Here is a 12,676-nt window from a genome sequence, read left to right on the forward strand (position 1 = left end):
TGGCCTCGACGGTGTGCGCGACGGCCGTCCTCCTCCTCACCCTGTTCTCGCGGCGGCTGGCCTGGGTGGCGGCGGCGACCGCGATCGCGGTGCTGGCGCTGCTCCCCCTCTCGCTCTCCGGGCACGCCGCCGGCGCCGACGAGCACGCGAACGCGGTGAACAGCCTCGCCGTGCACCTGATCGGAGTGACGGCCTGGGCCGGCGGGCTCGCCGCGGTGATCCTGCTGCGGCGGACCGTCGGCGCCCAGCTCGGCGTGGTCGTCGCGCGCTACTCCGTGCTGGCCGGCTGGGCGTTCGGGGCCGTCGCCTTCTCGGGTCTGGTGAACGCGTCGCTCCGGATCGAGGACCTCGGCGACCTGGGTACGCCCTACGGGCAGCTGCTGATCGTCAAGGCCGTCGCGCTGCTCGCCCTCGGCGGCGCGGGCCTCGGGCACCGGCTGCGGCTGATCCCGCGGCTGCGCGCCGACCCGGCCGACCGCCGCGCGTTCGTCGCGATCGCGGTCGGCGAGGTGGTGGTGATGGCGCTGACCATCGGCGTCTCGGTGGCGCTCTCGAACAGCGCGCCGCCGGTCTCGCAGGACCCGATCAGCGGAGACGTCCGGCGCAGTCTGCTCGGCTTCCGCTACCCGCCCGAGGTCACCCGAGCGGATGCTCGACCAGTGGCACCTCGACGCCGTCTGGCTCGGGATCGCGCTCGTCGGCGCCGCCCTCTACGTGTCGGCGGTCCTGAGGCTGCGGCGCCGCGGCGACGCCTGGCCGCTCGGGCGCACCGTCTCCTGGGTGGCCGGCTGCGCGGCCCTCGCCTACACGACCAGCGGCGGCCCGGCCGTGTACGGGCAGGTGCACTTCAGCACCCACATGATCCAGCACATGCTGCTGATGATGGTCGTGCCGCCGCTGCTCGTGCTCGGCGGACCGGTGCTGCTCGCTCTGCGGGTGCTGCCGGTGCGCCGCGACGGCGGGCGCGGGCTGCGCGAGTGGATCCTCGCCGTCGTGCACTCCCGCTACCTCGCCGTGCTGTCGCGGGCGCCCGTCGCCGCCGTTCTCTTCGCCGGCAGCCTGGTCGTCTTCTACTACACCGGCTGGTTCGAGTGGGCGATGTTCAGCCACCAGGGCCACGTCCTGATGACCCTGCACTTCCTCGCCACGGGCTACCTCTTCTTCTGGGTCCTGATCGGCGTCGACCCCGGCCCGAACCGGCCCGGCCACGTGCTGAGGCTGCTGGTGATGCTCGCGACGCTGGCGTTCCACGCCTTCTTCGGCCTGGCGATCATGTCGCAGACCACCGTGCTGGCCGCGTCCTGGTGGACCGCGCTCGGATACACCGACACGGAGGCGCTGATCGCCGACCAGGGCGTCGGCGGCGGGATCGCCTGGTCGGCGGGCGAGATCCCGATGGTGCTGATCGCCCTGGTCGTGGTCGCGCAGTGGGTGCGCTCCGAGGAGCGGACCGCGAAGCGTTACGACCGGCGCGCCGACCGCGACGGCGAGGCCGAGCTCACCGCCTACAACGACCACCTGAACCGGCTCGACGGCCGGAGCACTCCCCGTCCGACCACCACGAAGGAGACCGACCGATGACCTCTCGACCCCTGCGACGGCTTCCCGCCGCGCTGGCAGCCCTCGCCCTGGCGGGCGTCCTGATCGGGACGGCCGGGCCCGTCCAGGCGCACGACCAGCTGATCAGCAGCACTCCCGGCTCCGGTGAGCACTTCACGAACTCGCCCGCGGAGGTGACGCTGACGTACTCCGAGGACGTCCTCACGATCGGCGCGCTGGTCCTCGTCACCGACATGGACGGCATCGACCACGTGTCCGGCCCGGTCGAGCTGACCGACTCGACGGTCACCGCTCCGCTCGAGGCGGCGCTTCCGGGCGGCTCCTACGACCTCAAGTGGCGGGTGGTCTCCGCCGACGGCCACCCGATCGCGGGCGTCGTCCCCTTCACCGTCGGCGACGGCGCCTCGGCGCAGGCCGCGGCCGTGGCGGAATCCACCCCGACCGTCGAGCCGACCGTCGTCGCAGCCGCCTCCTCGCAGGCCCCGCCGGACGTCCTCCGACCGGTCCTCATCGGTCTGACCGGCGCGGTCCTCGCCGTCGCGGCCTTCCTCCTGATCACCCGCCGCCGCGGGCGGCCCTCGACCACCACCGAAGACCGGACGTCGTCGTGACCGCCGACGTCCTCCACCCACCGAACCACTTCACAGGAAGGCGCCACACCATGCGCACTCGACACGTCACCACCCTCTCCGCCCTCTCGGCCGCAGCCCTGCTCGCCCTGACCGGCTGCAGTGCCGGAGCCTCCGGCAGCCCCTCCGCCGAGGTCGCGCCCGCCGCGACCGAGGTGAGCATCACCGACGGCTGGGTGAAGGCCGCCGACTCCGGCATGTCCGCCGCGTTCGGTGAGCTGGAGAACTCCGGCACCGAGGACGTCACCGTCGTGTCCGCCACCTCCGCCGCGTCCTCCGAGCTGGAGCTGCACGAGACCGTGGCGAACGAGTCGGGCGAGATGGTGATGCGCGCCAAGGAGAGCGGCTTCACGATCCCCGCCGGCGGCAGCCTCGAGCTCGCCCCCGGCGGGAACCACATCATGCTGATGGACCTCGCCGCGCCGATCGTCGCCGGGGACGAGGTCACCGTCACCCTCACCTTCTCGGACGACTCCACGACGGAGTTCACCGTCCCGGCGCGCGACTACGCCGGCGCGAACGAGGACTACGAGGGCGGCGACATGGACATGGACATGGGCGGAGAGGGCTGATGAGCGAGGACCGCGACACCGGCCACAGCGCCGACGAGCGGCCGCGCAGCGACGTCAGCCGGCGACGGCTCCTCCTCGGCGGAGCAGTCGCCGGCATCGGCGCGGCCGGTGCGATCGGAGCGGACCAGCTGCTCGGCCGCGGCGGCGCTGCGCCTGCAGCGGCCGCAGCGCTGAACGGCGACGAGACGATCGCCTTCCACGGTGCGCACCAGGCGGGGATCGCCGCGACGCCGCAGGCGCACGCGACCTTCGTCGCCCTCGATCTGCGCGAGAGCACCGACCGGGACGGGCTGCGGCGGATGCTGCGCATCCTGTCCGACGACGCCGCGCGCCTCACCCAGGGGCAGCCGGCCCTGGCCGACTCCGAGCCCGAGCTCGGCGTGGTCCCCGCCCGCCTCACCGTGACCTTCGGGTTCGGGCCGAGGCTCGTGTCCCTCGCGGCCGGCGAGGCGGCGAAGCCTGCCTGGCTGGCACCGCTGCCCTCGTTCGGGATCGACCGGCTCGAGGAGCAGTGGAACGACGGGGACCTGCTGCTGCAGTTCCACGCCGACGACGCGTTCACGATCGCGCACGCGCTGCGGATGCTGCTGAAGAACACCCGCACCTTCGCGACCGTCCGCTGGACCCAGACCGGGTTCCGCCGGGCGCACGGCTCCGAGAAGGCCGGCACCACGATGCGGAACCTGTTGGGCCAGGTCGACGGGACCGTCAATCCGCGCCCCGAGGACGTCGACTTCGACGAGCTTGTCTGGGTCCGCGACGGCTGGCTCGCCGGCGGCACCGGGCTGGTGCTGCGCCGGATCCGGATGGACCTCGACAAGTGGGACCGCCTGGACCGCAGCGGCCGCGAGCAGTCCGTCGGGCGGACCCTCGCGAACGGCGCGCCCCTCACCGGGACGGCGGAGACCGACGAGCCCGACTTCGAGGCGACGACGACCATCGGCTTCCCGGTGATCCCGGAGTTCTCGCACATGAGGCGCGCCCGCTCGGAGAACACCGCCGAGCGCTTCCACCGCCGGGCCTACAACTACGACGACACCCCGACGGGCGAGGACATCTCGAACTCCGGGCTGATCTTCGCGGCGTACCAGGCCGACGTCACCGCGCAGTTCGTGCCGATCCAGAGGCGCCTGGACGAGTTGGACCTGCTCAACGAGTGGACGACGCCGATCGGCTCCGCCGTCTTCGCGATCCCGCCGGGCTGCGTCGAGGGCGGCTACATCGGCGACACCCTCCTCTGACCCTCACCGGCACCCGCCACAGCACCGAAGGACCAGAAGCATGACCACCACCGCCACGAGACCCCGCGACTCCGCCGACACCCCGCCCCCGCCGCACAGAAGCAGCGCAGGCTGGCTCGGACAGCTGCTGCTCCGCCTGCACTTCTCCGCCGCCCTGTTCGTCGGGCCGTTCATCCTCGTCGCCGCGACCAGCGGAGCGCTCTACGCACTCACCCCGCAGCTCGAGCAGGTCGTCTACGCGCAGGAGCTGCACGCCCCGGAAGCGGACACCTCCCTGCCCCTGGCCGACCAGATCGACGCCGCCGACGCGTACACCGGAGGCGGGCAGAGCATCGTCGCCGTCCGCCCCGCCCCGAACCCCGGCGACACCACCCGGGTGATGTACGCGGACCCGGCGCTCGGCGCCAGCGAGACCCGCGCGGTCTTCATCGACCCGGCCACCGCCGACGTCCGCGGCGACCTCACCGCCTACGGCACCAGCGGCGCCCTGCCGTTGCGGACCTGGGTCAGCGACCTGCACCGGACGCTGCACCTCGGGGACGTGGGCCGCTACTACAGCGAGCTCGCCGCCTCCTGGCTGGGGGTCGTCGCCCTCGCCGGCCTGGGCCTCTGGATCATCCGCCTCCGCCGCGCCCGCGTGAAGAGGGACCTGCTGCGCCCCGCGCCGAGGACCACCGGCTACAAGCGCCTGTTCTCCTGGCACGCCTCCACGGGCGTCTGGCTGCTCGTCGGCGCCCTGTTCCTCTCGACCACCGGCATCACCTGGTCGCTCTACGGAGGCGGGAACTTCGAGACCCTCCGCTCCGCTGTCGGCTGGACCACACCCTCGCTGGGGACGACGCTCGGCGACCGAAGCGGCGAGGTGGCCGACGAGCACGCCGGACACGCCGGACACGGCGCGGCCACCGGCGACGCCGTCGAGTCGACGGCGGGCTACTCGCCGGCCGCCTACGACTCGGTGCTCTCGGTCGCCCGCGAGGTCAACGTGAACACGGGACTGGTCGAGATCCGGCCGCCCGCGGCGGAGGGCTCGGCCTGGGTCGTGCAGGAGATCCAGCGCAGCTTCCCGACCGAGGTCGACGGCGTCGCGATCGACGGGAGCACGATGCAGGTCGTCGACCGGGTCGACTTCGCCGACTTCGGCCTCGTCGCCAAGCTCTCCCGCTGGGGCATCGACACGCACATGGGCTCGATGTTCGGGCTGCCCAACCAGCTGCTGCTGTTCGTCACCGCGGCCGGCATCGCCACGATGGTCGTGCTCGGGTACCTGATGTGGTGGAAGCGCCGCCCCACCCGCGGCCCCCGACGGCTCGTCGGCACCCCGCCGGCCCGGGGAGCGCTCCGGCGCGCGCCGTGGTGGGGAGTCGCGTCCGTCCTGGTGGTCGCCGCCGCGGTCGGGCTGTTCCTCCCGCTCCTGGGGGCGAGCCTCGCGGCCTTCGTGATCATCGACACGCTGCTGGGGCTCCGACCCGCGAACCGCTGAGCGCGCGGGCGCCGACCCGGTGAGGTCCACCGGGCCGGCGTCACAGCCCCTTCGGGAAGCCGAGTGAGCGCAGCACGGGGTCGAGGCTCTCCCACTGGTGACGCCGCTCCGCGTCCCGGTCGGCGTCGCTTCCCCCCCGGAGTCCGACCGCCTTCGCGGCGTACACGGCGGCGTGCGAGCAGTGATCGACCATGTGCGCGACGGCCGCGGCCTGCCCGGCCGCCCGCGCGGCAGCGGTGGCGGCCCGCTCGCCCGCCTGCGTCGCGGCGCGGGCTGCGGCGTGCGCCGCGAAGGCCGCCGTGCGGCACTCCGTCATCGGAGCCTCGCCCCGCTCCCACGCGAAAAGGACGTCGAGCGCGGGCCGGGGCCGGGGATCGTCCGGGTCCCACTCCTCGAACGCGGGGAGGGCGCGCTCCGCGCACTCCGCCGCCCACCGCGCGAGCGCCCGGTGGACCTCCGGCTCCGGATCCGCCCAGGCCGGCTCCTCCGCTCCGCTCACCTGTCTTCCTCCGGCTCCAGCGCTCAGCTCAGGCGCTCGGTCAGGTGGACGGTGACGACGTCGCCGAGGTCCTTGCCGATCGTCTTCCTCAGTTTCGCGCTGATCGACAGCATGTGACCGCCGGCGCCGGTCGGCAGCAGGCTCGCCGTCACCGGCTCGCCGTCGACGGTGGCGACCACCTTCACGGACCTCCCTGTGCCGAGCAGCTCGACGGAGCCGGGCACCTCGACGCACGACCAGAGGTCGCCCTTCACGGCGACACCGATCGGGGCGGTGAAGGCGAGGTCCAGGGGGCCGGCGCTCATGCGCTCTCCTCCGCGGACGCCGCGCTCTCGCCGGAGGAGCCCTGCCCGCAGTACCGGTCGAGGATCTCGTCGTACATCGCGGCGTCGAGCAGACCATCGGACAGGGCCCGGCGGACCTCCTCGAACTCCCCGGGGTCGAGGGTCGTCCAGTCGAAGCCGTCGCTCGGCGACCCGGACCGGTAGCGCCGGCGGCCGAGCTCGTCGACGGCCTGCTCCCGCGTCAGCTCCCCCGCGGCGAATCGCTGCGCGATCCCGTACGGTGTCGCGCCGGAGAAGCCGGAGCGCACGTGCGGCAGCGCGGCGGCCCCCTCGATCCCGTCGGACACCTCGTCGATCGACATGCGGACCCCTCCCGTCCGAGGGTCCACCGACCCTCCCGTCGACCCTACGACGAGACGTCGCATCCCGGTCGGGCCGGGCGACGCGCACTGCCCTCGACAGGCGGCTACCGTTCCTCCATGACCGGACGCGCCGCTACGTCCCGGCACGAGTTCCGCGTCGACTCGCGCACGCTCGTCGCCCACGACTTCCTCGGCACTCGAGCCCCCAGGGCTGCAGTCGTCTGGTGCGGAGGGACACCGCACACCGGCGCACTCCTCGCTCCCCACGTCGACGCCGCTGCGGCGCGCGGCATCCGGCTCGTCTCCGTCGCCCGTCCCGGCTTCGGCGGCTCGATGCGGGCTCCCGGACGGAGCATCGCGGACGCGGCCGCCGATGTGCTCCGCGTCGCCGACCTGCTCGCGATCGAGCGCTTCCTGGTGACGGGCTACTCCGGCGGCGGCCCGCACGCGCTGGCCGTCGGGGCTCTCGGAGGTGATCGCGTCCGGGGCGTCGCGACGTTCGGCAGCCCGGCGCCCTTCAGCGACGACGGAGCGTGGTTCGACGGCATGCAGGATCCGGGCGCTCTCCGCAGCGCGCGCAACGGCCGGGCTGCGCGCGAGGAGTGGGAGGAGACGGCCCGCTTCGATCCGGAGCAGTTCACCGGTGACGACTACTCGGCCCTCGACGGCCCGCTGACGGCGCTCGGCGCAGAGGCCGGACGCGCCTCGGAGCTCGAACAGGGCGGGAGCGTCGACGACGACCTCGCTCTCGTCGTGCCCTGGGGAGTCGACCTCTCGCGCCTGGCGGCGCCGGTCCTCCTCCTCCACGGCGCCGCGGAAGGGTGGTCCCGGTCGCGCACGCGGAGCGGATCCGCCGCCTCCACCCGGCTGCGGAGCTCACGATCCGGCCCGGTCGAGGCCACATCGGCGTCCTGCTCGACTGGCCGGACGTCCTCGACCGCCTCCTCGCGGACGGGACCCCCGGGGACCGCCCCGGCAGCGGAGGCTGAGCGTCTCATCGCGGCCGGCAGCGGATCCGACGCGGAAGGTGGGCCTGGAAGGGCCACGCTTCGGGAGGGCTCCCTCCGCGAGGATCACGGCATGGCCCCCCACACGGATCCCCGCCGATGACTCTGCAGGACCTCGCCGACGAGCTCGCCCAGGCTCTCGACCGCCCGGTGACGATCGAGGACGCCTCGAGCCGGGTGCTGGCCGCGACGCGCGCGCGCGAGGAGGCGCCTCACGACGGCGTGTTCCCCGTCCAGGATCCGCGGGGCCGGCTCGCGACCCTCCTCCTCCCCCGGGAGCGGCCCGCGCCGCTCACTCCGGCCGAGTACTCGCTCATCGACGCGGCCGTCGGAGCGATCCGCCGCCTCCTCGGCCCCTCGACGCGGGCGGGCGGCAGCTCCCGGCGCGCGGACGTCCTCGCGGCGCTCCTGGCGGCCGACGGCGGCACCCGGCGCGCCTCCTTCGCCGAGGCGGTCGAGCGCCGCTGGCTGCGCCGGGACGCCCAGACCGTGGTCCGCGCGGTGCGGCTGACCGGCCCGACCGGCTCCCTGCAGCGGACGGCGCTGGCGCGGCGGATCGACGCGAGCGCCGCCTCCGGCCTGACGTTCCTCGGCGACCAGGAGGGTGTGCTGTTCTTCGTGAGCGTGGAGGCGCCCGAGGCCGCCGCGGAGGCGGACGACGTCCTGCGGGCGGAGGCGCGCGGCCGCGGCACGGCCGTCGACGCGATCGGCTCGGCGCGCTTCGACGTCCGCGACGACGACCTCCTGCCGACCGCCGAGCGGGCCGCTCTCGCGGCGACCATCGTCGGCTCCCTGCCCGACGGCCGTGGCCGGGCCGACATCGCCGAGCTCGGGGCCTGGGTGCTCCTCGCCTCGATCGGGGCGGACAGCTCGCAGCTCGCCATGCTCTCGCCGGCCGCGGCGACGCTGCTCGAGCGGGGCGACGAGGTGCAGCGGCGGACCGTGGAGGCCTACCTCGACGTGCGCGGCAGCGTGCGGGAGGCGTGCGGGCTCCTCCACATCCACCGCACCACGCTCTACTACCGTCTCGACAACCTGCCCGAGGCGGTCCGGGAGGCGCTCGACGACGGCCTCGCCCGCAGCACGCTGCACCTCTGCCTCAAGCTGATGAAGTTCCGCGACGGGCTCGAGCGGCGGCGTGCCTCGTGATTGTGCCCGGGGACCTCCCGCAGGTCCGCCTCTACGGGCGGCGCGAGAGCCGCGACGCGTGGGAGATCCGCGACCTCCTCTCGCGCAGCGTCGTCTCGTTCTCGTGGACGCCGATCGACACGGACGAGCAGTGCCTCGCCGTCGCCGGGCACCCGCTCGCCACCGCGTCGCTCCCCCTCGTGGTGTTCCCGGACGGCAGCCGCGCCTCCGATCCGACGCTCGCCGAGGTCGCGGCCCGGCTCGGCTGGGTCGGCTCGCCGCGGCTCGCGGAGTACGACCTGTCCATCTACGGAGCCGGTCCGGCCGGGCTCTCGGCCGCCGTGTACGCCGCCTCGGAGGGGCTGAAGGTCGTGGTCCTCGAGCGCTCGGCGATCGGCGGGCAGGCCGGCTCCAGCAGCCTGATCGAGAACTACCTCGGCTTCCCGCACGGGATCGCGGGAGCCGATCTGGCCGAGCGCGCGCGGCAGCAGGCCGTCTCCTTCGGCGCCGAGCTGCTGCGGATGCGCGAGGGGATCCGCGGGCGCTTCGCCGACGACCGGATCCACGCGCTGCTCGCCGACGGGACGACCGTCGTCGCCCGCACCAACATCTGCGCCACGGGCATCCAGTGGCGCCGGCTCGGCCTCGAGCGCGAGGACGAGCTGCTCGGCGTCGGCCTCTACTACGGTGCCGGCACGAGCGAGGCGCCGCTCTGCGAGGGCGAGGACGTCGTGGTCGTCGGAGGCGGCAACTCGGCCGGACAGGCCGTGATGAACCTCTCGGCGCACGCGCGGCACGTGACCATGCTGGTCCGCGGCCCGGATCTGGCCGACAGCCTCTCCTCCTACCTCGCGGAGCGCGTCGTCCGGCAGCCGAACGTGACGATCCTGCTCGACTCGCGCGTCACCCGCCTGCACGGCGCCGACGCCCTCGAGTCGATCGAGGTCGAGAACTCGGCGACCGGCGCGCACGGGGCGCTGGCCACCTCCCACCTCTTCGTCTGCATCGGGGGCGAGCCGGACACGACGTGGGCGGCGGAGACCGCGATCGTCCGCGACTCCGGCGGCTACCTCGTGACGGGACCGGACCTCGTCGGCGAGCACGCGGCTCCCGACTGGCCGCTCGAGCGGGCGCCGTTCTACCTCGAGACCAGCGTCCCCGGCTCCTTCGCCGCGGGGGACGTGCGCCGCAGCTCGGTCAAGCGCGTCGCCTCCGCCGTCGGCGAGGGCGCGATGGCCGTCACCTTCGCCCACCGCCACCTGCAGGAGACCTCGTGAGCCGCCGACTGCCGACGGTGCGCCACGGCGTCGGCTTCTGGATCGTCGCCGCGACCTTCCTGCTCGTGATGGCGTACTCGACGGTGCCGACTCCGCTCTACCCGCTCTACCAGCAGCTCGACGGCTTCCCGCCGTTCGTGATCACCGTCGTCTTCGCCGCCTACGCGGTCGGAGTGATCGTGAGCCTGTACCTCGCCGGTCACGTCAGCGACTGGCTCGGCCGCCGCCGGGTGCTGCTGATCGCGGTGCTCGTCTCGGCGATCTCGGCCGTGCTCTTCTCGCTGACGACGGAGGTGCCGGGGCTGATCGTCGCCCGCTTCGTCAACGGCGTCAGCATCGGGATGCTCACCGCCACCGCGACCGCCCACCTCGGCGAGCTGCGCGCCCGCGCCCGGCCGGACGAGAACACGATCGTCGCCGCGTCGATCTCGGGCGCGGTGAACCTCGGCGGACTCTCGCTGGGCCCGCTGCTCGGAGGGGTCTTCGCCGAGTTCCTGCCCGATCCGCTCCTCCTGCCGCACCAGGTGTTCCTGGTCGCGCTGCTCGTGGCGGGCCTCGCGCTGCTCCTCGTGCCCGAGACGGTCGACGTGCCGGAGACGGCGCCCGCCTACCGGCCGCAGCGGCTCTCGGTGCCGGCGGACGCGCGCAGGGCGTTCCTGCTCGCGGCGTTCGGAGCGTTCTCGGCCTTCTCCGTCCTCGGCCTCTTCACCTCGCTCGCACCGACGTTCCTGGTGCAGACCTTCCAGGTGCGCGACCACCTGCTGGCCGGCGCGACGTCCTTCGCCGTGTTCGCCTCCGCGGCCCTCGGCCAGCTGCTGCTCGTGAAGGTGGGGACGCGCCTGCAGCTCTCGATCGCGGTGGCGGGCTGCGCGGTCGGGCTCGCGGCGGTCGCGGCCGGAGCGATCGCTCCGCAGCTGGGAGTGTTCCTCGCCGGGGCCGTCGTCTCGGGCTTCGGGGTGGGGCTGCTCTTCAAGGGCTCGATCGGCACGGCGGTCGCCCTCGCGGATCCCGCCCGCCGGGGCGAGACCCTGGCGGTGGTGTTCCTGGTCGCGTACACGGGGCTCGCGGTGCCCGCACTGGCGGCGGGAGCGGCGCTCGACCTCGTCGCCGCGACGATCGTGCTGACGGTGTTCGCGGCGCTCGTGCTGGCGGCGACCGCGACGGCCGGCGTGCTGCTGCGCGCCCGCAGCGCGGCGGCCGGGCGATGAGCGGCGGAGCGGGGCTGCGCTGCGGGGTGCGGGCCGGCGGCCGTCCGGGTGCCGGCCGCGTGCACCCGGGACGGCCGCCCGCCGCGTCAGAAGTCCTCGCGCCGCTCCTGCTCGGCCTCGGCGGCCGGCTCGAGCGCGGCGAGATCCCCGAGCGCGAGGCGCAGCTGGCGCAGCAGCCACTCCTCGGTCAGCGCACCCGCGTCGAGCGCGTCCAGCCGGCGGAGGCGCTCGGCGGCCGACCCGGTGAGGTCGGCGGGCGTCCCCGCGCTCATGCGCCGTACCCCGCTCCGCGGAGCAGGCGGCGCAGGTCGACGAGCTGCTGCTCGTCCACGTCCTTGTGGTGCGGCCGGTGGAGGGTCTCGGTCGTCGAGCCGACCGTCACCGAGAAGGCGCCGTCGTGCTTCTCGTGGACGGTGCCGACGGCCTCGAGCAGCGTCAGCACGTCCGCCCAGAGGACGTTGTGGCTCGGCGAGTCCTCGAGCAGCCGCTCGAGGGTGTCTCGCTGGTTCGAGTGGAGGTGGCGGGTGTCGGTCATGAACGGCCCTTCGGTGTCTGCGCACGCGCCCCGGTGGCGGTGCTCGGCGTCGCGTCCGACGGTAGGCGCGCGGGTGGAGCCGGTGCGCGAGTCGGATGACTCGAAGAGCGGACGCCGCGGGGCGGCCCCGCGAGAGGTGCGGTCCCCGCGAGAGGTGCGGCCGTGAATCCGGAGCCGGGCGACCGCCTCGACGAGGAGGACTCTCCCCGCACGCCCGCGCTGCCCGAGGCCGCCGTCTCCGCCGCGTCGCTCCCGGACCGGCCGGCCGCGTTCCTCAACGCCCTGCTGACCGAGCACTTCGTGCTGGAGTCGGCGCGCGGGATCACCGTGACGGAGTCGAGCAGCCGCGCCTCGCTCTACCTGACGATGCTCTCCAGCTCGCTCGTGGCCTTCGGCTTCCTCGCCCCGACCCGGTACGCGATGGGGTTCCTCGCGGTGATCATCCCGGTCGTCGTGCTGCTGGGGGTGTTCACCTACGAGCGGCTGGTGCAGACCTCGATGGAGGACATCGCCGCGCTGACGGCCATCCAGCGCATCCGCCGCTACTACGGGACGCTGCTGCCGGGCGCGGGCGCCTACTTCGCGGTGCCGCGCGGCCGCCACGCGCCGAACGAGCTGCTCGAGATCGGCCGCCGGCAGAGCTGGCGGGGCATCTTCTTCACGATGTCCTCGGCGATCGCGGTGGTCAACTCGATCGTGGCGGGCGCCGGAGTCGCGCTCGCGCTGACGCAGAGCGGCGCGGACGAGGTCCCCGCGATCGCGTGCGGGATGGCGGCCGCGGTCGTCCTCGCGGTGCTGCACGGGGTGTACCAGTTCCACCGCTACCGGCAGATGCGGCTGCGGATCGCCGAGGCGGAGGCGCTGGACGGGGTCGAGAGGGGGTGACGGGGC

15 protein-coding genes and 1 pseudogene are annotated in these 12,676 nt (G+C 74.1%); 11 read left to right on the forward strand and 5 right to left on the reverse strand.

Features of this window, described 5'->3' with window-relative positions; genetic code table 11:
* Positions 1–275: 275 nt before the first annotated feature.
* The 6 genes and pseudogenes from C5C44_RS17390 to C5C44_RS14365 all read left to right on the forward strand — a co-directional run.
* Positions 276–491, forward strand: a pseudogene (locus C5C44_RS17390) (CopD family protein); the annotation flags it as partial.
* 157 nt (positions 492–648) lie between these two features.
* Positions 649–1,581 carry a cytochrome c oxidase assembly protein gene (locus C5C44_RS17395; protein WP_258066755.1) on the forward strand — a complete coding sequence of 311 codons (933 nt, stop codon included), beginning with the start codon at positions 649–651 and terminating at the stop codon, positions 1,579–1,581.
* Complete coding sequence (locus C5C44_RS14350; protein ID WP_104250440.1) at positions 1,578–2,171, forward strand: copper resistance protein CopC; 594 nt, start codon at positions 1,578–1,580, stop codon at positions 2,169–2,171. The genes C5C44_RS17395 and C5C44_RS14350 overlap by 4 nt, the downstream gene beginning before the upstream one ends.
* Before the next feature lie 50 nt (positions 2,172–2,221).
* Positions 2,222–2,761, forward strand: a complete 540-nt coding sequence (locus tag C5C44_RS14355; RefSeq protein WP_104327830.1) for a copper chaperone PCu(A)C — start codon at positions 2,222–2,224, stop codon at positions 2,759–2,761.
* Positions 2,761–4,002, forward strand: a complete 1,242-nt coding sequence (locus C5C44_RS14360) for a Dyp-type peroxidase (RefSeq protein WP_104336085.1) — start codon at positions 2,761–2,763, stop codon at positions 4,000–4,002. The genes C5C44_RS14355 and C5C44_RS14360 overlap by 1 nt, the downstream gene beginning before the upstream one ends.
* A gap of 40 nt (positions 4,003–4,042) precedes the next feature.
* Positions 4,043–5,485, forward strand: coding sequence for a PepSY domain-containing protein (locus C5C44_RS14365; RefSeq protein WP_104336086.1), 1,443 nt, complete (start codon positions 4,043–4,045; stop codon positions 5,483–5,485).
* Positions 5,486–5,525: 40 nt separating this feature from the next.
* Here C5C44_RS14365 and C5C44_RS14370 read toward each other — a convergent pair whose 3' ends face one another.
* Genes C5C44_RS14370 through C5C44_RS14380 form a run of 3 tightly spaced genes read right to left on the reverse strand, consistent with a single transcriptional unit; the run spans position 5,526 to position 6,630 of the window.
* On the reverse strand, positions 5,526–5,984 hold the full coding sequence (locus C5C44_RS14370) for a putative immunity protein (protein WP_104336087.1): 459 nt from the start codon (positions 5,982–5,984) through the stop codon (positions 5,526–5,528).
* Between the two features lie 23 nt (positions 5,985–6,007).
* Positions 6,008–6,289: a DUF1905 domain-containing protein gene (locus C5C44_RS14375; RefSeq protein WP_104257436.1), complete on the reverse strand. Its 282-nt coding sequence runs from the start codon at positions 6,287–6,289 to the stop codon at positions 6,008–6,010.
* On the reverse strand, positions 6,286–6,630 hold the full coding sequence (locus C5C44_RS14380) for a hypothetical protein (RefSeq protein WP_104336088.1): 345 nt from the start codon (positions 6,628–6,630) through the stop codon (positions 6,286–6,288). The genes C5C44_RS14375 and C5C44_RS14380 overlap by 4 nt, the downstream gene beginning before the upstream one ends.
* 117 nt (positions 6,631–6,747) lie before the next feature.
* Between C5C44_RS14380 and C5C44_RS14385 the strand changes: the two genes are divergently transcribed.
* Genes C5C44_RS14385 through C5C44_RS14400 form a run of 4 tightly spaced genes read left to right on the forward strand, consistent with a single transcriptional unit; the run spans position 6,748 to position 11,250 of the window.
* Positions 6,748–7,740, forward strand: coding sequence for an alpha/beta fold hydrolase (locus C5C44_RS14385; RefSeq protein WP_104336089.1), 993 nt, complete (start codon positions 6,748–6,750; stop codon positions 7,738–7,740).
* A complete protein-coding gene (locus tag C5C44_RS14390; RefSeq protein ID WP_104274082.1) occupies positions 7,737–8,786 on the forward strand; it encodes a helix-turn-helix domain-containing protein in 1,050 nt (349 codons plus the stop codon). The genes C5C44_RS14385 and C5C44_RS14390 overlap by 4 nt, the downstream gene beginning before the upstream one ends.
* Before the next feature lie 2 nt (positions 8,787–8,788).
* Positions 8,789–10,042: an NAD(P)/FAD-dependent oxidoreductase gene (locus tag C5C44_RS14395; RefSeq protein ID WP_104336090.1), complete on the forward strand. Its 1,254-nt coding sequence runs from the start codon at positions 8,789–8,791 to the stop codon at positions 10,040–10,042.
* Complete coding sequence (locus C5C44_RS14400) at positions 10,039–11,250, forward strand: MFS transporter (protein WP_258066759.1); 1,212 nt, start codon at positions 10,039–10,041, stop codon at positions 11,248–11,250. The genes C5C44_RS14395 and C5C44_RS14400 overlap by 4 nt, the downstream gene beginning before the upstream one ends.
* Positions 11,251–11,336: 86 nt before the next feature.
* Here the strand turns inward: C5C44_RS14400 and C5C44_RS14405 are convergent, their stop codons facing one another.
* Positions 11,337–11,522, reverse strand: a complete 186-nt coding sequence (locus C5C44_RS14405) for a hypothetical protein (protein WP_104224778.1) — start codon at positions 11,520–11,522, stop codon at positions 11,337–11,339.
* A complete protein-coding gene (locus tag C5C44_RS14410; RefSeq protein WP_104257441.1) occupies positions 11,519–11,785 on the reverse strand; it encodes a hypothetical protein in 267 nt (88 codons plus the stop codon). The genes C5C44_RS14405 and C5C44_RS14410 overlap by 4 nt, the downstream gene beginning before the upstream one ends.
* Before the next feature lie 162 nt (positions 11,786–11,947).
* On the opposite strand from C5C44_RS14410, the gene C5C44_RS14415 reads away from it, so the two are divergent.
* Positions 11,948–12,670 (forward strand): hypothetical protein, encoded by a 723-nt coding sequence (locus C5C44_RS14415; protein WP_104224776.1) that lies wholly within the window; start codon positions 11,948–11,950, stop codon positions 12,668–12,670.
* Positions 12,671–12,676 lie beyond the last annotated feature (6 nt).

The sequence above is a fragment of the Rathayibacter sp. AY1F6 genome (assembly GCF_002932035.1).
Lineage (GTDB): Bacteria > Actinomycetota > Actinomycetes > Actinomycetales > Microbacteriaceae > Rathayibacter.